The 23,294-nt window shown below is 70.7% G+C and carries 18 protein-coding genes and 1 tRNA gene; 16 read left to right on the top strand and 3 right to left on the bottom strand.

All coding sequences use genetic code 11. The features are described 5' to 3' along the window. Nucleotides 1-54: 54 nt before the first annotated feature. A tRNA-Leu gene (locus tag PT931_RS03510) sits at nucleotides 55-128 on the bottom strand. Between the two features lie 69 nt (nucleotides 129-197). On the opposite strand from PT931_RS03510, the gene PT931_RS03515 reads away from it, so the two are divergent. The 10 genes from PT931_RS03515 to polA all read left to right on the top strand — a co-directional run bounded on the left by PT931_RS03515 (nucleotide 198) and on the right by polA (nucleotide 11,354). Continuing rightward, nucleotides 198-824, top strand: a complete 627-nt coding sequence (locus PT931_RS03515) for an ANTAR domain-containing response regulator (RefSeq protein WP_456244238.1) — start codon at nucleotides 198-200, stop codon at nucleotides 822-824. 138 nt (nucleotides 825-962) lie between these two features. Next, nucleotides 963-2,120 (top strand): branched-chain amino acid ABC transporter substrate-binding protein, encoded by a 1,158-nt coding sequence (locus PT931_RS03520; protein WP_456244239.1) that lies wholly within the window; start codon nucleotides 963-965, stop codon nucleotides 2,118-2,120. An 87-nt stretch (nucleotides 2,121-2,207) separates the two neighbouring features. Then, nucleotides 2,208-3,158 (top strand): branched-chain amino acid ABC transporter permease, encoded by a 951-nt coding sequence (locus tag PT931_RS03525; protein WP_363728516.1) that lies wholly within the window; start codon nucleotides 2,208-2,210, stop codon nucleotides 3,156-3,158. Next, nucleotides 3,155-4,309, top strand: a complete 1,155-nt coding sequence (locus PT931_RS03530; protein WP_456244240.1) for a branched-chain amino acid ABC transporter permease — start codon at nucleotides 3,155-3,157, stop codon at nucleotides 4,307-4,309. The genes PT931_RS03525 and PT931_RS03530 overlap by 4 nt, the downstream gene beginning before the upstream one ends. Further along, nucleotides 4,306-5,232, top strand: a complete 927-nt coding sequence (locus PT931_RS03535) for an ABC transporter ATP-binding protein (RefSeq protein ID WP_456244241.1) — start codon at nucleotides 4,306-4,308, stop codon at nucleotides 5,230-5,232. The genes PT931_RS03530 and PT931_RS03535 overlap by 4 nt, the downstream gene beginning before the upstream one ends. Next, on the top strand, nucleotides 5,222-5,932 hold the full coding sequence (locus PT931_RS03540) for an ABC transporter ATP-binding protein (RefSeq protein WP_363728518.1): 711 nt from the start codon (nucleotides 5,222-5,224) through the stop codon (nucleotides 5,930-5,932). Before PT931_RS03535 ends, PT931_RS03540 begins: the two co-directional genes overlap by 11 nt. A gap of 61 nt (nucleotides 5,933-5,993) precedes the next feature. Further along, nucleotides 5,994-6,884, top strand: a complete 891-nt coding sequence (locus PT931_RS03545; protein ID WP_456244242.1) for an ABC transporter substrate-binding protein — start codon at nucleotides 5,994-5,996, stop codon at nucleotides 6,882-6,884. Continuing rightward, nucleotides 6,881-7,816, top strand: coding sequence for an amino acid ABC transporter permease (locus PT931_RS03550; RefSeq protein ID WP_456244243.1), 936 nt, complete (start codon nucleotides 6,881-6,883; stop codon nucleotides 7,814-7,816). Before PT931_RS03545 ends, PT931_RS03550 begins: the two co-directional genes overlap by 4 nt. Continuing rightward, on the top strand, nucleotides 7,813-8,565 hold the full coding sequence (locus PT931_RS03555) for an amino acid ABC transporter ATP-binding protein (protein WP_363728520.1): 753 nt from the start codon (nucleotides 7,813-7,815) through the stop codon (nucleotides 8,563-8,565). The genes PT931_RS03550 and PT931_RS03555 overlap by 4 nt, the downstream gene beginning before the upstream one ends. A 125-nt stretch (nucleotides 8,566-8,690) precedes the next feature. Further along, nucleotides 8,691-11,354, top strand: a complete 2,664-nt coding sequence (gene polA / locus PT931_RS03560) for a DNA polymerase I (RefSeq protein ID WP_456244244.1) — start codon at nucleotides 8,691-8,693, stop codon at nucleotides 11,352-11,354. Here polA and PT931_RS03565 read toward each other — a convergent pair. Continuing rightward, the gene (locus tag PT931_RS03565; protein ID WP_456244245.1) at nucleotides 11,351-13,291 is read right to left on the bottom strand and encodes an MFS transporter; all 1,941 of its coding nucleotides are present in this window, start codon (nucleotides 13,289-13,291) and stop codon (nucleotides 11,351-11,353) included. The genes polA and PT931_RS03565 overlap by 4 nt on opposite strands. 100 nt (nucleotides 13,292-13,391) lie before the next feature. On the opposite strand from PT931_RS03565, the gene PT931_RS03570 reads away from it, so the two are divergent. The 3 genes from PT931_RS03570 to PT931_RS03580 all read left to right on the top strand — a co-directional run bounded on the left by PT931_RS03570 (nucleotide 13,392) and on the right by PT931_RS03580 (nucleotide 16,584). Next, a complete protein-coding gene (locus PT931_RS03570; RefSeq protein ID WP_456244246.1) occupies nucleotides 13,392-14,645 on the top strand; it encodes a DUF5937 family protein in 1,254 nt (417 codons plus the stop codon). 140 nt (nucleotides 14,646-14,785) lie between these two features. Further along, nucleotides 14,786-15,355 carry an ArsR/SmtB family transcription factor gene (locus PT931_RS03575; RefSeq protein ID WP_456244247.1) on the top strand — a complete coding sequence of 190 codons (570 nt, stop codon included), beginning with the start codon at nucleotides 14,786-14,788 and terminating at the stop codon, nucleotides 15,353-15,355. Then, entirely contained in the window at nucleotides 15,352-16,584 is a 1,233-nt protein-coding gene (locus PT931_RS03580; protein WP_456244248.1) for an MFS transporter, read from the top strand. Before PT931_RS03575 ends, PT931_RS03580 begins: the two co-directional genes overlap by 4 nt. Before the next feature lie 106 nt (nucleotides 16,585-16,690). On the opposite strand, the gene PT931_RS03585 is transcribed toward PT931_RS03580, so the two are convergent. Next, complete coding sequence (locus PT931_RS03585) at nucleotides 16,691-17,488, bottom strand: class I SAM-dependent methyltransferase (protein WP_456244249.1); 798 nt, start codon at nucleotides 17,486-17,488, stop codon at nucleotides 16,691-16,693. 183 nt (nucleotides 17,489-17,671) lie between these two features. Between PT931_RS03585 and rpsA the strand changes: the two genes are divergently transcribed. The 3 genes from rpsA (at nucleotide 17,672) to uvrB (ending at nucleotide 23,139) form a co-directional block, all read left to right on the top strand. Next, nucleotides 17,672-19,189 (top strand): 30S ribosomal protein S1, encoded by a 1,518-nt coding sequence (gene rpsA / locus PT931_RS03590; protein WP_363728527.1) that lies wholly within the window; start codon nucleotides 17,672-17,674, stop codon nucleotides 19,187-19,189. A 302-nt stretch (nucleotides 19,190-19,491) separates the two neighbouring features. Continuing rightward, entirely contained in the window at nucleotides 19,492-20,694 is a 1,203-nt protein-coding gene (gene coaE, locus PT931_RS03595; RefSeq protein WP_456244250.1) for a dephospho-CoA kinase, read from the top strand. 342 nt (nucleotides 20,695-21,036) lie between these two features. Then, a complete protein-coding gene (gene uvrB, locus PT931_RS03600) occupies nucleotides 21,037-23,139 on the top strand; it encodes an excinuclease ABC subunit UvrB (RefSeq protein WP_456244251.1) in 2,103 nt (700 codons plus the stop codon). Nucleotides 23,140-23,294: the final 155 nt, after the last annotated feature.

Raw genomic sequence — 23,294 nt, forward strand, 5'->3', positions numbered from 1 at the left:
ACACGCCGAACGAAAAAAGGTCGCCCCGGTGAGCGGGACGACCGTCGTTCTGTGTGCCCCCGGTGGGATTCGAACCCACACTGGCGGTGGTTTGAGCACCGTGACTCTGCCGATTGGTCTACAGGGGCGCAAGGCGGGGTTCAGCATACCCACTACGCTGAGGCCGACAGTAGTGACCCGCCAGGAGGTACCCGACCGTGAGTAGCGAAGCCCAGGCCAGCCGGGTTCTGATCGCCGAGGACGAGGCCCTGATCCGGCTCGACCTCGCCGAGATGCTCACGGAGGAGGGTTATGACGTCGTGGGAGAGGCCGGCGACGGGGAGACGGCGGTCCGACTAGCCGAGGAACTGCGCCCGGATCTCGTCATCATGGACATCAAGATGCCGATCATGGACGGCATCGCGGCGGCGGAGAAGATCGCCGGCGCGCGGATCGCCCCCGTGGTCATCCTGACCGCGTTCAGCCAGCGGGACCTCGTCGAGCGGGCCCGGGCGGCCGGGGCGATGGCGTACCTGGTGAAGCCTTTCCAGAAGAGTGACCTGGTTCCGGCCGTGGAGATCGCGCTGTCCCGGTTCGCGGAGCTGCACGCCCTGGAGTCCGAGGTCGCGAGCCTGACGGACCGGCTGGAGACCCGCAAGGTGGTGGAACGGGCAAAGGGGCTGTTGATGGCACAGTTCAACATGACCGAACCCCAGGCTTTCCGCTGGATCCAGAGCGCCGCGATGGACCACAGGATGTCCATGCGGCAGGTCTCGGACCGCATAATCGCTGATCAGACGGGTTCGGACAACGTCGGTTCCGAAGATCAGCAAAAGAAAACGTAACGTTTTGGGTGTGCCTCGGTGCAAGGTGTTTCCCTCGGCCCCGATTTCGGAGTAGCTTTCCGCCGCACGGACTGGTGTGTGTCCCCGTTCACATTGCGTGGACCACGCCGGCCAACCGACGGAGGAGGGCTCGGAGCCTTGAGGCAGACATTTGTACGGGCGTTCGGCGGCGCAGCGGTACTCGCGCTCGCCCTGGGCGCCAGCGCCGGCTGCGTGAAGAGCAGCGACGACGCGAACAAGGCGGGCAAGGACTGCAGTGTCAAGATCGCCTTCTTCGGCGCTCTGACCGGTCCGAACGCCGCGCTGGGCATCAACATCCGCGACGGGGCGAAGCTGGCGATCGACCAGTACAACGCCGCCAAGACCGCGGACAACTGCAAGATCGAGCTCGCGAACAACGACTCGCAGGGTGACGAGAAGGCCGCCCCGGGTATCGCGGACGCGATCGTGCAGGACACCAAGATCATCGGTGTCGTCGGCCCCGCGTTCTCCGGTGAGTCGAAGGCCGCCAACGGCAAGCTCTCCGACAACGGCGTCACGATCATCACCCCGTCGGCCACCAACCCGACGCTCGCCGACCAGGGCTGGAAGACGTTCCACCGTGCCCTGGGCAACGACGCGGCGCAGGGCCCGGCGGCCGGCCGTTACATCAAGGACGTCCTGAAGGCTCAGAAGGTGTTCGTCATCGACGACACCTCCGAGTACGGCAAGGGCCTGGCCGACGAGGTCAAGAAGACCGTCACCCCGGTCGCGACCGGTACGACGAGCAAGGGTCAGACCGACTTCTCCGCCCTGATCACCCAGATCAAGTCCTCGGGCGCCGACGCGGTCTACTACGGCGGCTACTACGCCGAGGCCGGCCCGTTCGTCAAGCAGCTCCGCGGCCAGGGCGTCAAGGCGACCTTCGTCTCGGGCGACGGCGTCAAGGACGACAAGTTCATCGAGGGTGCGGGCAAGGAAGCCGCTGAGGGCGCTGTCCTGACCTGCCCGTGCGTGCCGCCGGACAAGGCCGCCGGTTCGTTCGCCGCGGACTACAAGAAGGCGACCGGCAACGAGCCGGGCACCTACTCCGCCGAGGCGTACGACGCCGCGAGCATCCTCGTCGCCGCCGTCAAGGCCGGCAACATCACCCGCCCCAACGTCGAGAAGTTCGTCGACGCGTACAACGGCAAGGGCGTCACCACGACCTTCAAGTTCACCGACAAGGGCGAGATCGACCTCTCCGCCGTCGCCGTGTGGGCCTACAAGGTCGAGGGCGGCAAGATCGTCGCTCTGCAGGAGATCCCGAAGCCGTAGTAGCGCTCAGTTCGACAAGACGGATCTGGCCGGGGGCACGGGTGCCCCCGGCCAGTCCATAAGACAAGGGGCCAGTGGGGGTCTGCTGTGCATTTCGATTACTGGTTGGACAATTTCTGGAGCCTGTCGGTCGGGGGGCTGACTCAGGGCGCCATCTACGCGCTCGTCGCGCTCGGCTACACGCTCGTCTACGGCGTTCTCCGCCTCATCAACTTCGCGCACTCCGAGGTCTTCATGACCGGGACGTTCGCGGTGATCATCGCCTGGGACATGCTCGGCTACGACCTGAACGCCCAGCGTCCGGGTACCGGAGTCGTGATCGCCCTTCTCGTGGCGGGCCTGGTCGCGGCGTCACTGACATCAGCGGGCACGGCGTTGCTCGTCGAGCGGGTCGCCTACCGGCCCCTCCGGCGGAAGAATCCGCCCTCACTGGTCTTCCTGATCACGGCGATCGGCGCCTCGGTGGTGCTGTTCGAGGCCGTGGGTCTGTTGACGGACCGCAAGCTCAAGGGCGCGATCACGCTGGTACAGCCGAAAGAGGTCTTCTCGCTCTTCGGCGCGTCGGTCGACAACGTCCAGATCATGATCGTCGTCGCGGCGGTCGTGATGATGTTCGGCCTGGAGCAGTTCATCAACCGCACCCGGCTCGGCCGGGGCGTGCGCGCCGTGGCCCAGAACCCGGACGCGGCGGCCCTGATGGGCGTCAACCGCGACCGCGTGATCATGCTGATCTTCATGATCGGTGGCCTGATGGCCGGCGGCGCGGCGCTGCTGCACATCGTCAAGGTCGGCTCGGCGCAGTACGACGTGGGCTTCCTGCTCGGCGTCAAGGCGTTCGCCGCGGCCGTGCTCGGCGGCATCGGCAACCTGCGGGGCGCGCTCATCGGCGGCCTGCTGCTCGGCCTCGCCGAGAACTGGGGCGCCGGCATCTTCGGCACGATCTGGATGAACGTCGTCCCGTTCGCCGTCCTGGTTCTCATCCTGATGTTCCGGCCGACGGGTCTGCTGGGCGAGTCGATGGGGAGGGCTCGAGCATGATCGACAAGTTGCGGAAGGCCGACGGCCGTCGGCTCGGCCTCCTGGCCAAGATGGGGGACCGCTGGCGGGCGATCCCGAAGGGCTGGCGGTTCGCGGCGGGGCTCGCGTTCGTCCTGCTGCTGGTGGTGCTGCCCCGGGTCCAGATCCCGATCATCGACCCGATCATCCGTACCACGAAGATCGACTTCACCACGGTGCTGTTCACGGTCGCGATGTACATCGTCGTCGCGGTCGGCCTCAACGTCGTCATCGGCCTTGCGGGCCTGCTCGACCTCGGCTACATCGGGTTCTTCGCCGTCGGCGCGTACTCGGTGGCCCTGTTCGGCTCCCCGCAGTCGCCGCTGGCCACCAAGTACCCGTGGCTGATCTGCGTCCCGATCGCCATCGCGGTCACCATGATCTCCGGGGTGCTGCTCGGCTGGCCCACGCTGCGGGTCCGGGGCGACTACCTCGCCATCGTGACCCTGGGCTTCGGTGAGATCGTCCGGCTCGTCGCGCAGAACTCGGCGTTCACGAACGGCCAGCGCGGCATCGGCAACATCCCGTACCCGCCCGGCACCTGGCCGGAGGGCGGCGGCGGCTTCCTCGACCCCGCCTGGGGCACGCTGCCCATCTTCGGGTCGGCGACGAGCCTCGGCTGGTACTGGCTCGCCCTCGCCTGCGTCATCCTCTGCATGTACGCCTCGCGCCGCCTGGAGCACAGCCGGGTCGGCCGGGCGTGGGTCGCGATCCGCGAGGACGAGGACGCCGCCGAGATCATGGGCGTGCAGGCGTTCAAGTTCAAGCTGTGGGCGTTCGCGATCGGCGCGGCGCTCGGCGGCCTGGCGGGCGCGCTGTTCGCCGGCAAGCAGGCGTTCATGGGCTCCAACAGCTTCGACCTGCTCACCTCCATCCTGTTCGTCGCGATGGTCGTGGTCGGCGGTGCCGGCAACCTGGCCGGTGTCACGCTCGGCGCCATCCTGGTGTGGTACCTGCCGGAGCGGCTGCGCGGGATCGAACTGTTCGGCGTCGAGCTGAACACCGGCGAGTACCGGCTGCTGGCCTTCGGTCTGGCACTGATCATCGTCATGACCTTCCGGCCGAAGGGTCTGCTGCCCAAGCGGTACCGCAGCTCCCAGCCGCCGGTCGTGGCAGAGGAGGCGACCGCGTGAGCGACCAGACGAGCACCTCCGTGGCGACGGACGCCCCGACCGAGACCCTGCTGAGGGTCGACAACGTCACGCTGAAGTTCGGCGGCCTCGTGGCCCTCGACCAGGTCAACTTCGAGGTCCGCAAGGGCGAGATCCTCGGCCTGATCGGACCGAACGGCGCGGGCAAGACCACCTGCTTCAACGTGATGACCGGCGTGTACAAGCCGACGTCGGGCCAGGTCACCTTCGACGGTGACCGGGTCAGCGGCAGGCCCCGGTACGCGATCACCCGGATGGGCATCGCCCGGACGTTCCAGAACATCCGGCTGTTCCCCGAGATGACCGCGCTGGAGAACGTGCTGGTCGGCACGGACGTCCGGCACCAGACCAGCGTGCCCGGCGCGCTGTTCCGGATCAGCCGGGTCCGCGGCAACGAGCACACGCTGCCCGTGGTCCCCGAGGGCGGGAACCCGGTCGTGCGCGCCTGGGCGAAGGTCCGGCTGGCGGCCGCGAAGACGTTCGGGGTGTCCCGTTACATCGCCGAGGAGCGCGCGGCGCGGGACAAGGCGCTGGAGCTGCTGACCTTCGTCGGCATCACCGCGCACGCCGACGAGCAGGCGAAGAACCTGTCCTACGGCGACCAGCGCCGCCTGGAGATCGCCCGGGCGCTGGCCACCGAGCCGAAGCTGCTCTGCCTGGACGAGCCGGCGGCCGGGTTCAACCCGACCGAGAAGGCCCGGCTGCTGGAGCTGATCCGCAAGATCCGTGACCTGGGCCTGACCGTCCTGCTCATCGAGCACGACATGCGCCTCGTCATGGGCGTCACGGACCGGATCGTCGTGCTGGAGTTCGGCAAGAAGATCGCCGAGGGCAGTCCGGCGGAGGTCCGGGCGAACCCGAAGGTCGTCGCCGCGTACCTGGGGGTGCCTGAAGATGCTGCTTGAGATCGAGAACATGTCGCTGCACTACGGCCGGATCCAGGCCCTGCACGGCATCAGCGTCGAGGTCGGCGAGGGCGAGATCGTGGCCCTGATCGGCGCGAACGGCGCCGGCAAGTCCACCACGATGCGGGCCATCTCCGGGCTGCGCCCGGTGTCGCAGGGCTCGATCCGGTTCAACGGCAAGGACATCACCAAGGAGCGGGCCGACCGCCGGGTGATCCGCGGGATCAGCCAGTCGCCGGAGGGCCGGGGCGTGTTCCCGGGCATGACGGTGCTGGAGAACCTGGAGATGGGCTGCTACACCCGTCGGGACAAGGCCGGGATCAAGGCGGACCTGGAGCGGGTCTTCGGGCTGTTCCCCCGGCTGGCCGAACGGCGCAAGCAGGTCGGCGGCACCATGTCCGGCGGCGAGCAGCAGATGGTGGCGATCGGGCGGGCACTGATGGCCCGACCCACGCTGCTCCTGCTCGACGAGCCGTCGATGGGCCTCGCGCCGATCCTGATCCAGCAGATCTTCTCGATCATCACGGAGATCAACCAGCAGGGTACGACGATCCTGCTGGTGGAGCAGAACGCGCAGCAGGCGCTTTCCCGGGCGCACCGCGCGTACGTCCTGGAAACCGGGCGGATCGTCAAGTCCGGCACCGGTGCCGAACTGCTCGTCGACCCGTCCGTGCAAGAGGCCTACCTGGGTGTGGCCTGAGCTAGTGCTCGACGTGGCCCGGCCCGCCCGCCGGGCCACGCAAACTCTGGGAGGAGACCCCGTGCGCAAGGTTCTGGCGGTTCTCGGCACGGTCGCCCTGATGGCAGGGATCGCCGGCTGTGGCGAGAAGGAGAACGCTGCCCCGAAGACGGACGCCACCGCGAAGACGACGGTCGACAAGGCCCTCGCCGACAAGGTGCCCGCCGCGATCAAGGCCGACGGCAAGATCAGCATTGGTGTGGACTCGACCTACCCGCCGAACGAGTACCTCGACGCGGACGGCAAGACCGTGATCGGCTTCGACGTCGAGCTGTTCAACGCCGTCGCCGCCAAGCTCGGGCTCAAGACGGAGTGGACGACGAGCGCCTTCGACGACATCCTGCCGGGTGTCCAGTCGGGCAAGTACGAGGCCGGCGTCTCCTCGTTCACCATCAACGACGAGCGCAAGAAGAACACGCTGATGGTGAGCTACTTCAGCGCCGGCACGCAGTGGATCACCGCGAAGGGCAACCCGCAGAAGGTGTCCCCGGACGACGCGTGCGGCAAGAAGATCGCCGTGCAGACCGGCACCGTGCAGGAGACCGAGGACCTGCCGAAGAAGCAGGCGGCGTGCAAGGCGGCCGGCAAGCCGGAGATCAAGGTCTCGCCGTACCAGGCCCAGGCCGACGCCACCGCGGCCGTCGCGTCCGGCAAGGACGACGCGATGCTCGCCGACTCCCCGGTCTGCGTCGACGCGGTCGCCAAGACCGGCGGCAAGCTCGAGCTGCTCGGCAAGATCTACGACTCGGCCCCGTACGGCTGGGTGCTGAGCAAGGACCAGCAGGCGTTCGCCGAGGCGCTGCGCGACGCGCACAAGGCCCTGGTGGCCGACGGCACGTACGAGGCGATCCTGAAGAAGTGGAACGTGCAGGACGGCAAGCTCCCCGGCACCTCGGAGATCAACCCGTCGTGAGTGAGAAGCACATCCCGGGCGGGGTACGGCCGCTGAAGGTCGTACCCGTCCGGCACCCGTGGCGCTGGGTCGCCGTCGCCGTGCTCGCGGTGCTCGGCGCGATGTTCGTGCACATGCTGGTGACGAACGCCGGGTTCGACTGGGCGTTCATGGCCGACAACGCGTTCCGGCCGCCGGTCATCGACGGGTTGCTGCGCGGCACGCTCGGCGGCACCGCGATCGCGATGACGATCGGCGTTGTGCTCGGCATCATCGTGGCCATCATGCGGCTCTCCGACAACCCGGTGCTGTCCACCGCCGCGTGGCTGTTCACCTGGGTGTTCCGGGCGATGCCCCGGGTCGTGCTGATCGTCCTGTTCGCGAACCTCGGCTTCCTGTGGAAGCGGCTCGAGTTCGGGCTGCCGTTCGACCGCCAGATCGGCGCGTTGTTCGGCATCGACAACTTCGAGGCCAGGCTGTTCGGCTTCGACTCGGCGACGTTGATCACCGGGTTCGTCGCGGGCATGCTGGCCCTGGGGCTGTCGGAGGCCGCGTACATGGCCGAGATCGTCCGGGCCGGTATCCAGTCGGTGGACGAGGGCCAGTCGGAGGCCGCGGCCGCGCTGGGCATGCCCAAGGGCCGGATCCTCCGCCGGATCGTGCTGCCGCAGGCGATGCGGGTGATCGTGCCGCCGACCGGCAACGAGACGATCGCGATGCTGAAGGACACGTCCCTGTTGGCGTTCGCGCCCGTCATCTTCGAGCTGTTCTACCAGCTCAAGGCCGTGGGGTCCGCGACGTTCAACGTGTTCCCGATGCTCGTGGCCGCCGCGCTGTACTACCTGTTCATCGCCAGCCTGCTCATGGTCGTCCAGGCGTTCCTGGAGCGGAAGTTCGGCGCCGGGCAACGGCGCAACCAGGGCGCCTTCTGGCGGTTCGGAGGCAACCGATGATCACGATCTCCGGCGTACACAAGAGATTCGGTCTGCACGAGGTTCTGCGGGGCATCGACCTGCAGATCGCGGCCGGCGAGGTGTGCTGCGTGCTCGGCCCGTCCGGGTCCGGCAAGTCGACGCTGCTGCGCTGCGTGAACCACCTCGAGAAGATCAACGCGGGCCAGATCACCGTGGACGGGCACCTGATCGGCTACCGGCAGAAGGGCGACAAGCTCTACGAGATGCGGGAGAAGGAGATCGCCGCCCAGCGCCGGGACATCGGCATGGTCTTCCAGCGGTTCAACCTGTTCCCGCACCTCACGGCGCTGGAGAACATCATGGAGGGGCCCTCGCAGGTGCTGGGCCGTTCCCGGGCCGAGTGCAAGACGAAGGCCCTGGAGCTGCTCACCCGGGTCGGCCTGGGCGACCGGGGCGGGGCCTACCCGAGCCAGTTGTCCGGCGGCCAGCAGCAGCGGGTGGCGATCGCCCGGGCGCTGGCGATGGAGCCCAAGGTGATGCTGTTCGACGAGCCGACCAGCGCTCTGGACCCGGAGCTCGTCGGCGAGGTGCTCGACGTGATGCGGGACCTGGCCCGGTCCGGTATGACGATGATGGTCGTCACCCACGAGATCGGCTTCGCCCGCGAGGTGGGCGACTCGCTGGTGTTCATGGACGGCGGCGTCATCGTCGAGGCGGGCGCGCCGCGCGAGGTGCTGGCCAACCCGCAGCACGAGCGCACCAAGGCGTTCCTGTCCAAAGTTCTCTAAAGGCATCATCCGGGTACTGGTTCCAGCCGGCTCCGCCCCGCCACTCCTCCGGGAGGGCGGGGCGGAGTCGTCCCGGGCGTGGGGCGGAGCGGGTTTTGTCATAGGCAGCGACTAGGCTCACCTGCGTGAAACGGCTGCTGCTCCTCGACGGACACTCGCTGGCATACCGGGCGTACTTCGCGCTGCCCGTGGAGAATTTCGCCACCACGACGGGGCAGCCCACCAACGCTGTCTTCGGCTTCACCTCGATGCTGATCAACCTGATCCGCGACGAGAAGCCGACCCACGTCGGGGTGGCCTTCGACGTCTCCCGCCGCTCCTTCCGCACGGAGCAGTACGAGGAGTACAAGGCCGGCCGGTCCGAGACCCCCAACGAGTTCAAGGGCCAGGTCTCCCTGATCCACGAGGTGCTCACCGCCCTCGGCGTCACGTATGTGGAGATGCCCGGCTTCGAGGCCGACGACATCCTGGCCACGTTGTCGACCCAGGCCGTCGCGGCCGGCTTCGAGGTGCTGATCGCCAGCGGCGACCGCGACTCGTTCCAGCTGGTCAACGATCACGTCACGGTGCTCTACCCGGTCAAGGGCGTCTCGGTGCTCAACCGGTTCGACCCGGCCGCCGTCGAGGCGAAGTACGGGGTGACCCCCGACCGCTACCCGGACCTGGCCGCCCTGGTCGGGGAGGACTCCGACAACCTGCCGGGCGTGCCCGGGGTCGGCCCGAAGACGGCCGCCAAGTGGATCAACCAATACGGGGACCTGGACACCATCATCGCCCGGGTCGACGACATCAAGGGCAAGGTCGGCGACGCGGTCCGCGAGCACCTGGCGTCCGTGATCCGCAACGCCAGCCTGAACAAGCTGCTCCGCACCCTGGAACTGCCCTGTGCCCCCGACGACCTCACCTGGTCCGGCGGCGACCCGCAGGAGATCGACCAGGTCTTCGACACCCTCCAGTTCCGGGTGCTCCGCGAGCGGCTCACCGGCATCCTCGGCTCCGACCAGCCGGAGGCCGCCGACGCGATGGCCAGCCTCGACGGCGTGGTCCTCGGCTCCGGCGAGGTCGCCGGCTGGCTCGCCCAGCTCGGCCCCGCCACCGCGGGCGTCGCGCTCGCCGGCACGTTCGGCCGGGGCACCGGCAGCATCGACGCCGTCGCGGTGTCCGGCCCCGAGTCCTCCGCCTGGTTCACCACCACCGGCCTCGACCCGGCCGACGAGGCCGCCGTCGCCGCCTGGCTGGCCGACCCGGCCCGGCCGAAGACGGTCCACGACGCGAAGCCGGCGCTGTGGGGCTTCGGCGCGCACGGCTGGACCCTGGCGGGCCTGACCGTCGACACCGCCCTGGCCGCCTACCTGGCCCGCCCCGATGCCCGCAGCTACGACCTGGCCGAGCTGTCCCGCCGCTACCTGGGCCGCGACCTGCGCACCGACGAGCCCGCCAACGGCCAGCTCACCCTCGACGGCCTCGGCGCCGACTCCGACAGCGAGGCCCAGGCGCTCATGCTCCGCGCCGCCGCCACCCGCGAGCTCGCCGAGACCCTGACCGCCGAGCTCGCCGGCCAGGGCGCCGCCGGTTCGCTGCTGGTCGACCTGGAGCAGCCCCTCGGCGTGCTGCTCGCCGGGTTGGAGGGCGCGGGCATCGCCGCCGACACGGAGTACCTGTCGGAGCTGGAGGCGCACTTCGCTGCCGAGGTGAAGTCGGCCGCCGAGCTGGCGTACTCGGTGGCGGGCCGCGAGTTCAACCTCGGCTCCCCGAAGCAGCTGCAGCAGCTCCTGTTCGACGAGCTCGGGCTGCCGAAGACCAAGAAGATCAAGACGGGGTACACGACCGACGCCGACGCCCTGCAGGGCCTGTTCGAGAAGACCCAGCACCCAGTCCTGGAGCACCTGCTCCGGCACCGCGACGTCGCCCGGCTCAAGTCCACGGTCGAGGGCCTGCTCAAGAGCGTCTCCGACGACGGCCGGATCCACACCACCCTCAACCAGACGGTGGCCGCGACCGGCCGGCTGTCGTCCACCGACCCGAACCTGCAGAACATCCCGATCCGCACCGAGGAGGGCCGCCGGATCCGCCGCGCGTTCATCGTCGGCTCCGGCTACGAGACCCTGCTGACGGCCGACTACAGCCAGATCGAGATGCGGATCATGGCGCACCTCTCCGAGGACGCCGACCTGATCGCCGCGTTCCAGTCCGGCGAGGACCTGCACACCACGGTCGCCCGCAAGGTCTTCGAGACCGACGAGGTCACCCCGGAGCACCGCCGCCGGATCAAGGCCATGTCCTACGGCCTCGCCTACGGCCTGTCCGCCTACGGCCTGTCCCAGCAGCTCGGGATCAGCCCCGGCGAGGCCCAGGTCCTGATGGACGGCTACTTCGAACGGTTCGGCGGGGTCCGCGACTACCTCCGCGAGATCGTCGTGAAGGCCCGCACCGACGGCTACACCGAGACCCTCCTCGGCCGCCGCCGCTACCTGCCCGACCTGAACAGCGACAACCGCCAGCGCCGCGAGATGGCCGAACGGATGGCCCTCAACGCCCCGATCCAGGGCACCGCCGCCGACATCATCAAGGTCGCGATGCTCCGGGTCGACAAGGCCCTGCGCGCCGAGGGCCTGGCGTCGCGGATGCTGCTCCAGGTGCACGACGAGCTCATCTTCGAGGTCTCGCCGGGCGAGCGCGAGCGACTGGAGACGGTGGTGCGCCGGGAGATGGGCGCCGCGCACGAGCTGGCGGTGCCGTTGGAGGTGTCGGTGGGGGCCGGCGCGGACTGGTCGGAGGCGGGCCACTAGCCACCGACGCGAACCGGTCCGGCCCCGGGCGACCACTTGTCGGGGCACGAGCTGCTCCGTCGAGTGGTGGCAGGGCCGACCGGTACCACCGTGTTGGCGTGTTCGACGGGGCTGACCGGCGCGGGGGTGTCCGTCGGGTCCCGGGGGCCGTATCTGGCGACCACCAGGCCGGCCGCCCCGGTCGCGACCGCCAACGGCACCCACACCGCCGCTGGGGCCACCCCGAACAGTCCCGTCAGCACCAGGGGCGCCAGGGCCTTGCCGAGCCCTGTGGACAGCTCCCAGCGGGCCAGGGCCCGCCCCAGGCGCCCCGGGGGAGCGGCGGCGATCACGAGGGCCGTTCCGGTGCCGGAGTACAGGATCTCCGCGACCGTGTAGACCACCGCGCACGCCGCGACCCCGAGGGTCCCCGCGAGTCCGCCCAGGCTCCCGGCACCGAGAATGCCCAGGTACGCGGCCGCGAACGCGAGCCCCGCCAGCCCGAACACGCTCCGCCGGGACCGGCCCGCGAACCGGACGACCAGGGGCACCGACAGCGCGATCACCAGGACGGTGTTCCCGATGAACACGGCCCCGGGCCAGGCCGCGCCGCTGCCGAGCTGTTCGAGGAACACGGCGGGCAGCGCCACCTCGAGTACGTCGAACATGAGCGCGAACGGCAGGTTCCCCAGGAACAGCACCAGAAACGCCCGCCGTCCCCGCACCCCACGCCGTGTCGTCGTGCCACCGGACGCCCCCGACTCCGGGCCCGCCACGACCCCGGAGCCTGCCTCCGCCATGGAGCCCGCCCCCGACGTGGAGCTCGCCCTGGACTCGGAGCTCGCTCCCGAGGTGGAGCTCGCCCCCGAGGTGGAGCCCGCTCCCGAGGTGGAGCCCGCTCCCGAGGTGGAGCTCGTTCCCGACGTGGAGCCAGCCCTGGACTCGGGGCCCGCTGCGGAGGTGGAGCTCGCCCTGGACTCGGAGCCTGCCCCCGAGGTGGAGCCCGCCCCGGAGATGGCCCCTGCTCGGGTCGTCGAGCCTGTCCGGGATGTTGAGCCTGATCCGGACCCCACCCCAAGGGCATTCCCGCCTTCCCGCCGCACGCCTGCCAGGTCCGGGCCGTCAACCGTCGCGCGCGCCGGCCGCGTACCCGTCAAGGTTGTCGGTGTGGAATGTGTGTTCGCCGCACTCCTGCGTGACCGAGACGTGTCAGCGGGCACCAGAGGCCGGTCACCGGCGGGATCCGAATCCTCAGCTGTCGATTCCGCCGCCCGCGCGCCCACAGCGCCCGCCGCCCCGACCGACCGGGCCCCTTCCGCGACCCGCCCCGACGCCGGCACCCGCCCCAACTCCGGCCCCCGTCCCGATGCCGACACCCGCCCCAACTCCGGCACCCGCACCCCCCACACCAGCCCCCCGGCGATCAGGAACCCGACCCCGCTCACCACGGCCAGCCCCCGCAGCGCCCCGGCCCCGTCCGCCAACGTCACGGTCGCGATCAACGCCCCGACCCCGAGTCCCGCGTTCCGCACGGCCCGCCCCGCGCTCAGCGCGACATCCCGTTCCCGCCCGGCCACGAGCGCGCTCACCACGGCGGCGTGTGCGGCCGGCCAGACCTGGGTGCCGCAGCTGAGCAGTACCGCCGCGGCGACGAACGTGCCGAGCGAGTCGGCGGCGAGCAGGACGACCACCCCGGCGGCCCGGATCAGCAGCGCGCCGATCACGGGCCACCGGCCGCCGGAGCGGTCGATCCACCGGCCGGCGAGGGGGATCGCGGCCAGTCCGACGAGGAGGCCGACGGTGAGGGCGCCCCCGGTGGGCGCGAGGCCGAGGTCGAGGACCCGCAGGCCGTAGAGCAGCATGAACGGGCGGAGCAGGCCGGCTCCGAGGGCGTCGACGAAGAGGGCCCCGGAGTACCGGCGGCTGCCCCCGACCGCCGCCAGCGCGTGAAGTCTCATGCCCGCCACGGTGGCCGCCGGGGGACCGGGCCGGGCAGCCACTTGACGATCATCGTCAACTCCGGCGGGGCGGTCCCCGGGGGCCTGCGAGGATCGGGGGGTGACCCTGACGATCGAGCTGGGGCCGGATCCGCAGGTCGCGTTCGGCCCGTCGCCGCTGGGCGAGTTGATCAGCGTTCTGCACGTGCTGAGCGCCCCGACGCACCATCCCGCGCAGCACGCCTGGGCGGCGGCGGTGGCGGCGACGTTGCCGGCGGATCTCGCGGACCGGATCGACGCGGCGAGTTTCCTGTGGCAGGTGGGCAGGGCGGATTTCCTGGTACCGTCCGCCGTCCGCGCCACTCTCGCCGATGACCTCGACGACCTGGACGCGCTGGACGAGGACACGTTCCGGTACGCCGCGTTCATCCCGGCCTGCGGGGCCGACCGGCGGGCCCGCCGCACCCGCCCGGGCCCGGCCCGACGGGCGCAGCCTGCCGCCCGGCCGAACGCCGTGGGCGCGACCGCCCGGGCCGCTCCCGACCTAGCGGAGCCGGAGCCTGCCGACCCGCGACACCCTTACCAGGCACTCAGCCCTCAGGGAACCGCCGACCCGGCCGGAGTCGGCCCGGAGCCGGCCGGTCGGGCCGCACCTGCCCCGGGGACCCCCGGGGACCGCGCCGCCGCCCGCGCCCGCGACCTCTCCCGCGCCCGCGGCCCCGCCCAGGCCGAGTTCGTCGACCGCCTCCTCACGGACCTCCCGGGCCTGCGCGCCTGGCTGCGCCGCCTGTTCGAGGACTGCGAGTCCGCGTTCTTCGCCGAGGCGTGGCGGCAGGTCCGGGTGCGGCTGGTGACGGACGCGCGGGACAAGTCCGAGCTGTACCGCCGGAAGGGGCTGGCGGCGGCGGTCGGGGCGATGTCCCCGGCGCTGTCGGTGCGGGGCACGAAGCTGCTGATCGACAAGCTCCGGGTCAGTACGGCCACCGCGGAGCAGCGGGGGATCACCTTCGCGCCGACGGCGTTCGGCTGGCCGCACCTCGTGGTCTCGGACGAGCCGGGTTGGCGGCCGGTGGTGCAGTACCCGGTGGCCCCGGAGGCCGTGGTCCCGCTGGATCTGGTGCGCCGGCGGATGGAGGCGTTGTCGAACCCGGCCCGGATGCGGCTGTGCTGGCTGCTCGCGCGGGGCGCGCACACGACGGGGGAGCTGGCGGAGGCGTGGCAGTTGTCGGCCCCGGAGGTGTCCCGGCACCTGGCCGTACTGCACAGGGCCGGGTTGCTGGAGCGGGAGCGGCGCGGCCGGTACACGCTGCACCGGTTGGATCTGGCGGCGGTCGGCAGGCTGGGCTCGGACCTGGTGGAGGCCCTGCTCCGCTGAGCGACCTGCGGGAGGCTCTGCTCCGCTAAGGGACCCGGTGGAGGCCCCCGCCCCACTGAGCGACCTGAGCCAGCCGCGCCCCGTCGAAACTTAGTCAAGAAATCTTGCGCAACTTAAATTGTGCAACTAATCTTGCACACATGACCGAGAAGACCACGCCGATCAAGGACCCCGCGGTCCTCAAGGCGGTCACCCACCCGCTCCGGATGCGCCTCTACGGCCTCCTCAACACCTTCGGCCCCTCGACCGCGAGCACCCTCGCCGAGCGGGTCGACCTGGCCGTCGCCAAGGTCAGCTACCACCTGCACCAGCTCTCCCGGTTCGGCTTCGTCGTCGAGGCCCCGGAGCTGGCCCGGGACGGCCGCGAGCGCTGGTGGCGGTCGGTGCCCGGCGGGATCAGCTGGAGCGAGGGCGACTTCCCGGCCGGCAGCGAGGGCCGGGCGATCTCCGACGCGCTCACCGCCGACACGATCCGCCGCCGCTTCCAACTGCTCGACGGCTACCTGAAGAACCAGGACGACTGGCCGGCGGAGTGGCGCGACGCGTCGTGGAGCACCAACGGCGCGATCCGGGTCGACCGCGCGGAGCTGGCGGAGTTCACGGCCGAGCTGGCCGAGCTGTTCCGGCGCTGGGGCGGCCGGCCGGTCGACGAGTCCGACGACCGGCAGTTCGTCTACCTGTTCGCCCACGCCTTCCCCTACGTCCCGTGACCGCCGCCGTCGAGGCCCCGGCGACCACGCCGCAGCGGCCCTACCGCAACCCCACGTTCCTCGGCTGGCTCGCCGGCTACTGGCTGTCCCTCGTCGGCGACCAGATCTACTTCATCGCGTTCGCCTTCTCCGCGGCCCAGCTCGGCGACCCGCTGCTCACCAGCCTGGTGTCGATGGCCAGTTCGATCCCGCGCGCGGTGCTGATGCTGTTCGGCGGCGCGCTGGGCGACCGGATCGGCCTGCGGAAGCTGATGCTGGTCTCCGACGCGTTCCGGGTGCTCGTGATGGCCGTCGCGGCGCTGGCCGGCCTGGGCGGCACGTCGATGTGGCTGCTCGTCGGGGCGGCGCTGGTGTTCGGCGCGGTGGACGCGGCGTACATGCCGGCGGTCACCGCCCTGCCCGCGCTGATCCTGCCCGGCGAGCAGCTGCCCGCCTCCGTCGCCGCCCGCCAGCTCGCCAACCGGGGCGCGCTGCTGCTCGGGGCGCCGCTCGGCGGCCTGCTCGTCGCGGTCGGCGGCTTCCCGCTCGCGTGCGGCGTCAACGCGGTCAGCTTCGCCCTCTCGGTGCTGATCCTGGCGAAGATCAGACCCCAGTTCGAAACCAGGGGGGTACGCGAGGCGAAGCCCCGCCGCAACCTCCTCGCCGAGGTGGGCGACGGCCTGCGCTTCGTGATCGGCCAGCCGGTGCTCCGGGGCGTGTTCCTGGTGCTCACCACCCTCGAGTTCTGCGTGACGGGCCCGGTCAACCTCGCCGTGCCGCTCCGCTCCGTGGCCGAGGGCTGGGGCGCGACGGGGCAGGGCTGGATGCTCGGTTCGCTCGGGGTGGGCGGCGCGGGCGGCGCGCTGCTGGTCCTGCTCGCCCGGAAGTGGACCCGCCCGGTCACGATCGGCCTGTGGGTGATGTTGGTCCAGGCGGTCGGCGTGGTGTTCGTCGGCTACGGCCCGACCCTGCCGGCGGTGTGCGCGGCCATGGTGGCGATCGGCGCGTCGGGCGGCGTCGCGGGTTCCCTGCTCGCGGGGTCGACCCAGAACCTGATCCCCGACGGGTACCGGGCCCGGGTCGGCTCCATCTTCGTCCTCCAGGGCCTCGGCCTGGTACCCGTCTCGTTCACGCTCTTCGGGCTCCTCGGCACGGCGGTCGGGGTGCCGGCGGCGTGCGCGGTCTGCGGGGCCCTCATCGCGGCCTCGGTCGCCGCCGCCTTCACCCTCCCGGCCATCCGCCGCGCGTGACCGCCGCACCCGGCCCGCTGGTGGGGCGTCCCGCGGAGCCGGGGCTGTCGGGTGCCCTGCCCGACCGGGGCGCCCCACGCCCGGCCCGCGCGGCGTGGCCCCGGGCCTACTCCGGCTTCGTGGTCACGTAGATCGCGGTGCCGGGGAAGATCCTCCCGCGCATCGGGCTCCACTGGCCCCACTCCTGGGTGTGGCCCTCGGGCCACTCGGGCTCGACGATGTCGACGAGGGTCAGGCCGGCGGCCACGATCTCCCGGACCCGGTCGCCGAGCGTCCGGTGGTGCTCGACGTAGGTGGGCACCCCGTCGGTGTACTCGACGTAGGGCCGCCGGTCGAAGTACGAGTGGATCGCGACCAGCCCGGCCTCGCCCGGATCGTCCGGGAAGATCCATCTCATCGGGTGCGTGACGGAGAACACCCACCGGCCTCCGGGGCGCAGCACCCGGGCCGCCTCGCGCATCACGAGAGCCGAGTCGGTCACGAACGGAACGGCCCCGAATGCGGTGAAGATCACATCGAACGCGCCGTCCCGGAAGGGCAGGCACTCGGCGTCGGCGAGGGCGAGCGGGATCCGTACCCCCGAATGGTCGTTGCCCGCGACGGCGTGCCGCAACATGCCGGCGGACAGGTCGGTCGCGACCACCTCCGCACCCTGCGTACGCAGCCAACGAGAGCTGGACGCCGACCCGCAGCCGATCTCCAGGATCCGCTTCCCGGCGACCGGGCCGAGCAGCCCGGCCTGCTCCTCGGTGAGCCCCTCGGGGCACCAGCGCAGCCGCACCTCGCCGAGGAATTCCCCGTGTTCGGCATGGTAGTGATCTGCGTCACTGTCCCACCAGTGCGTGTTCGCCTGCCGGCTCTCAGCTCGGGTGGTGGCCCCTCGGGCGGTGTGCGTTTGGTTCACGGCGTGACATTATGCCGGGGGACGGTTGGACCGTGTGGTATTGGGCGGGGTAGGCTGGACGACGCGTTGGTGGGTCGCGCGTCTCGGCAGGGAGCAGGCCCGCAACTGCTGGCAGAGGCCGGCGGATGGGCCCACGGACGCACCGCACACACGATCGACAACCCAACCGGAGCACCTGCCCACATGACGAGCAGCATCGAGGTCTCCTCGACGAATACGGTCGCAATCAATGACATCGGCTCTGAGGAAGACTTCCTCGCCGCCATTGATCTGACCATCAAGTACTTCAACGACGGTGACATTGTCGAAGGCACCGTCGTCAAGGTCGACCGGGACGAGGTCCTGCTCGACATTGGCTACAAGACCGAGGGCGTCATTCCCTCGCGCGAGTTGTCGATCAAGCACGACGTTGACCCGGCCGATGTGGTCGCTGTGGGCGACCAGATCGAGGCCCTCGTTCTCCAGAAGGAGGACAAGGAGGGTCGGCTGATCCTGTCCAAGAAGCGCGCCCAGTACGAGCGCGCGTGGGGCACGATCGAGAAGATCAAGGAGGACGACGGCGTCGTTCGCGGCACCGTCATCGAGGTCGTCAAGGGTGGTCTCATCCTGGACATCGGCCTCCGGGGCTTCCTGCCGGCCTCCCTGGTCGAGATGCGGCGCGTCCGCGACCTCCAGCCCTACGTGGGCCGTGAGCTCGAGGCGAAGATCATCGAGCTGGACAAGAACCGCAACAACGTGGTCCTGTCCCGCCGTGCGTGGCTCGAGCAGACCCAGTCCGAGGTCCGCACCGAGTTCCTCAACAAGCTCGCCAAGGGCCAGGTCCGCAAGGGCGTCGTGTCCTCGATCGTCAACTTCGGCGCGTTCGTGGACCTCGGCGGCGTCGACGGCCTCGTGCACGTCTCGGAGCTGTCCTGGAAGCACATCGACCACCCGTCCGAGGTTGTCGAGGTCGGCCAGGAGGTCGAGGTCGAGGTTCTCGACGTCGACCTCGAGCGTGAGCGCGTCTCCCTGTCGCTGAAGGCGACGCAGGAGGACCCGTGGCGTCAGTTCGCCCGGACCCACCAGATCGGCCAGATCGTGCCCGGTAAGGTCACCAAGCTGGTTCCGTTCGGTGCGTTCGTGCGGGTCGACGACGGCATCGAGGGCCTGGTGCACATCTCCGAGCTGGCCGAGCGCCACGTGGAGATCCCGGAGCAGGTCGTCCAGGTCAACGGCGACGTTCTCGTCAAGGTCATCGACATCGACCTCGAGCGTCGGCGGATCTCGCTCTCGCTCAAGCAGGCGAACGAGGGCTTCGTCGAGGGCGACGAGCACTTCGACCCGACCCTCTACGGTATGGCTGCCACCTACGACGAGGCCGGCAACTACATCTACCCGGAGGGCTTCGACCCGGAGACGGGCGAGTGGCTCGAGGGCTTCGACGCGCAGCGTGAGGTGTGGGAGAAGCAGTACGCCGACGCCCGCGTCCGCTGGGAGGCGCACGCCAAGCAGGTCGAGGCGGCCCGTGTCGCCGACGCCGAGGCCGCGGAGAACCCGCAGCCCGTCACGGTCGGCACGCCGACCGGTGGCTCCGGTGCGACCAGCATGAGCACCAGCAGCACCCCGACGGCCTCCAAGGCCCCCGAGGAGCCGGCTGGCACCCTCGCCACCGACGAGGCGCTCGCGGCTCTCCGCGAGAAGCTCGCGGGCGGCAAGGCGTAGGTAGCACGTAGTTCGTAGGAAGGGCCCCGGCGCGCAGCGCCGGGGCCCTTCCGCATGCCCACGGGGGCCGGGGAGGTCGCGGTGCGCCGCCGGGTGCGCCTGGGTGGGGCGTGGCCTGTGGGGCGCCCGCGAGGCGGCTGTGGGTGGGGACGGGGCGGGCGCGTGGCGGCGGGGGAGGCCAGCCAGGAGGGCCGGGTGGGGTCCGGGGACTCGGGGTGCCGGGGTGGTCGGGTGCCGGGGGCGTCCTGGTGGCTCGGGGAGGGTGCCGGGGTGGCGGGGTGGCGGGTCGGTAGGGTCGGGGCATGTTGAGAGTGGGACTGACCGGCGGCATCGGGGCCGGCAAGAGCGCCGTCGCCCGGTACCTCGCGGAGCGGGGTGCCGTGATCGTGGACTCCGACGTGCTGGCCCGCGAGGTCGTCGCGCCCGGGACGGAGGGGCTCGCCGAGGTGGTCGCCGCCTTCGGCGAGGGGGTGCTCCGGGACGGCGCGCTGGACCGTCCCGCGCTCGCCGCCGTCGTGTTCGACGACCCGTCGGCCCGGGCCCGCCTCGAACGGATCATCCACCCGAGGGTCCGCGCCCGGTCCGAGCAGCTCACGGCCGGAGCCGGGGAGGCCGCGGTCGTCGTCAACGACATCCCGTTGCTGGTCGAGGTGGGCCTGGCTCCGACCTTCCACCTGGTACTGGTCGTGCGCGCCGCCCACGACGTCCGGATCGGGCGCCTGATCGACCGGGGCATGCCGAGGGCCGAGGCCGAGTCCCGGATGGCCGCCCAGGCGACCGACGAGCGACGCCGGGTCGCCGCCGACATCGAGGTGGACAACTCGGGCACCCTGGCCGAGCTGCACGCCCGCCTGGACGCCGTGTGGGACCGGCTCGTCGCGTTCGAGGCGAACCTCCGCGCCGGCCGGCGCGCCCCCCGCGCACCCGAACTGGTCATCTCGCCCCCGGACCCGACCTGGCCGGAGCAGTACGCCCGCCTGGCCGCCCGGATCGCCCACGCCGCCGGCGACCTCGCCCTGACCCTCGACCACATCGGCTCCACCTCGGTCCCCGACCTGCCCGCCAAGGACATCCTGGACCTCCAGTTGGGCGTCACCGACCTGGCCGCCGCCGACCGCCTGGCCCCCCTGCTGGCCGCCGCCGGCTTCCCCGCCAACCCGGGTGAGTGGTGGGACAACCCGAAACCCCCGGACACCACCATCTGGTACAAAAGGTTGCACGGCGCCGCCGACCCGGCCCGCCCGGTCAACCTGCACGTCCGCCCCGTCGACTCCCCGGGCTGGCGCTGGGCCCTCCTCTTCCGCGACTGGCTCCGCGCCAACCCGGCCGAGGTGGCCGCGTACGCCCAGCTCAAGGCCCGCCTGGCGGCCGAGGGCCTGACCGCCTCCGAGTACGCCGACGCCAAGGAACCCTGGTTCAACGAGGCGGGCGCCCTGGCGGAGAAGTGGGCAACGGAGACATCCTGGGCTCCCGCTGATGCGCCGGGAACACCGCCCTACTCGTAACCAAAAGAGAACTTTGTTCTTGACCTGACGTCTTGGCCCTCAGCGGGCCCCACCCACAAAAAGAGGCCAGGTTCGCCGGGTGGGGCGAACCTGGCCCTTTTGGCAGGCTCGACGACCCCGGTCGACACGAGGTCGACCGACGCCCGATGCGCTCACCGACGTGTGGGGTCGGGAGCTGCGACCGGTGCCCGGGGCTCTGACCGAGGTCATCCGCCGGGAAAGGCCGCCACCGCCTGCTGCACGATCGAGGCTAGCCCCGGGATCTTGGGGGCACAATGCTTTTGGGCCTTGTTGGCGCATCGTAAATCGGGGATGTCGTACCTGGCGCGTACGGTGGGTTCCATGGCGCTGGACATCCCCCGGGCATCGGGTCGTTTCGAGGTTGTGAGTGACTACAAGCCGGCTGGCGACCAGCCGACGGCGATCGCCGAGCTGGCCGCGAGGGTGCGGCGCGGCGAGGAGCATTCGGTGCTCCTGGGTGCCACGGGCACGGGTAAGAGCGCCACGACGGCGTGGTTGATCGAGGAGCTGCAGCGCCCGGCGTTGGTGCTGGCCCCGAACAAGACCCTGGCCGCGCAGCTGGCGACGGAGTTCCGCGAGCTGATGCCGCACAACGCCGTCGAGTACTTCGTCAGCTACTACGACTACTACCAGCCCGAGGCGTACATCGCGCAGTCGGACACCTACATCGAGAAGGACTCCTCGGTCAACGAGGAGGTCGAGCGGCTCCGGCACTCGACGACGAAGAGCCTGCTCAGCCGCCGCGACGTGATCGTGGTGGCCACGGTCAGCGCGATCTACGGCCTGGGCACGCCCGAGGAGTACCTGGAGCGGGCCGCCGTCGTGAAGATGGGCGAGGAGCTGGACCGGGACACGTTCCTGCGCCGGCTGGTCGACATCCAGTACACGCGGAACGACGTGGCCTTCGTCCGGGGCACGTTCCGGGTGCGCGGGGACACGATCGAGATCATCCCGGCGTACGAGGAGCTGGCCCTCCGGATCGAGCTGTTCGGCGACGAGGTGGAGAAGCTCTCCTACCTGCACCCGCTGACCGGCGACGTGGTGCGCGAGGTCGACTCGATGGTGGTGTTCCCGGCGACGCACTACGCGGCCGGCCCGGAGCGCATGGAGCGCGCGATCGGCCAGATCGAGGTGGAGCTCGCCGAGCGCCTCGCCGAGCTGGACCGGCAGGGCAAGCTGCTGGAGGCCCAGCGGCTCCGGATGCGCACGACGTACGACCTGGAGATGATGCGCCAGGTCGGCTTCTGCTCCGGGATCGAGAACTACTCCCGGCACATCGACGGCCGGGACGGCGGCAGCCCCCCGCACTGCCTGATCGACTACTTCCCGTCGGACTTCCTCACGGTCATCGACGAGTCGCACGTGACGATCCCCCAGATCGGCGGGATGTACGAGGGCGACGCCTCCCGCAAGCGTTCCCTGGTCGACCACGGTTTCCGGCTGCCGTCGGCGATGGACAACCGGCCGCTGCGGTTCGACGAGTTCACGGAGCGGGTCGGCCAGGCGGTCTACCTGTCGGCGACTCCCGGCCCGTGGGAGCTGCGCAAGACCGGCGGCGAGTTCGTGGAGCAGGTCATCCGGCCGACCGGCCTGATCGACCCCGAGGTGGTGCTCAAGCCGACCAAGGGTCAGATCGACGACCTGATGCACGAGATCCGGATCCGTACGGAGCGCGACGAGCGGGTGCTGGTCACCACGCTGACGAAGAAGATGTCCGAGGACCTCACCGACTACCTGCTGGAACACGACATCCGCGTCCGGTACCTGCACTCGGAGGTCGACACCCTGCGCCGGGTCGAGCTGCTCCGCGAGCTGCGCAAGGGCGACTACGACGTCCTGGTCGGCATCAACCTGCTCCGCGAGGGCCTGGACCTGCCGGAGGTGTCCCTGGTCGCGATCCTGGACGCCGACAAGGAGGGCTTCCTGCGTTCGGCGACCTCGCTGATCCAGACCATCGGCCGCGCCGCGCGTAACGTGTCCGGCCAGGTCCACATGTACGCGGACAAGATCACGCCGTCGATGGCCCAGGCGCTGGACGAGACGGACCGCCGCCGCGCCAAGCAGATCGCGTACAACGAGGCGCACGGCGTCGACCCGCAGCCGCTGCGCAAGCAGATCCGCGACGTGCTCGAGGGCATCTACCGCGAGGCCGAGGAGACCGACGCCGCGCTGGTCGGTGGCGGCCGGCAGCTGTCCCGGGGCAAGTCCCCGGTGCCGGGTTCGCCGGGCAGCGGCCGGATCCGGAGCAGCACGGCGGCGGAGCCGGGCATGGCGCGCGCCGACCTGGCGGACCTGATCGGGCAGCTCAACGAGCAGATGCTGGGCGCGGCCCGGGAGCTGCAGTTCGAGGTGGCGGCCCGGATCCGGGACGAGATCAAGGAGCTGAAGAAGGAGCTCCGCCAGCTCGACGCGGCGGGGGTGTGACCGGCGGGCGGGGCCCCGGCGAGGTCGGGGCCGGTGTGGCGGAAGCCGGCCAGGGCCTGTCGGTTGGTGGCGCCGGGCGGCCCGCGGACGGGCGCGGTCTGGTGGACGGTCCGTCGGACGCGGTCGGTGCCGGGCAGCCCGTCAACGGGCACGGT

The sequence above is a fragment of the Longispora urticae genome, from assembly GCF_053902585.1.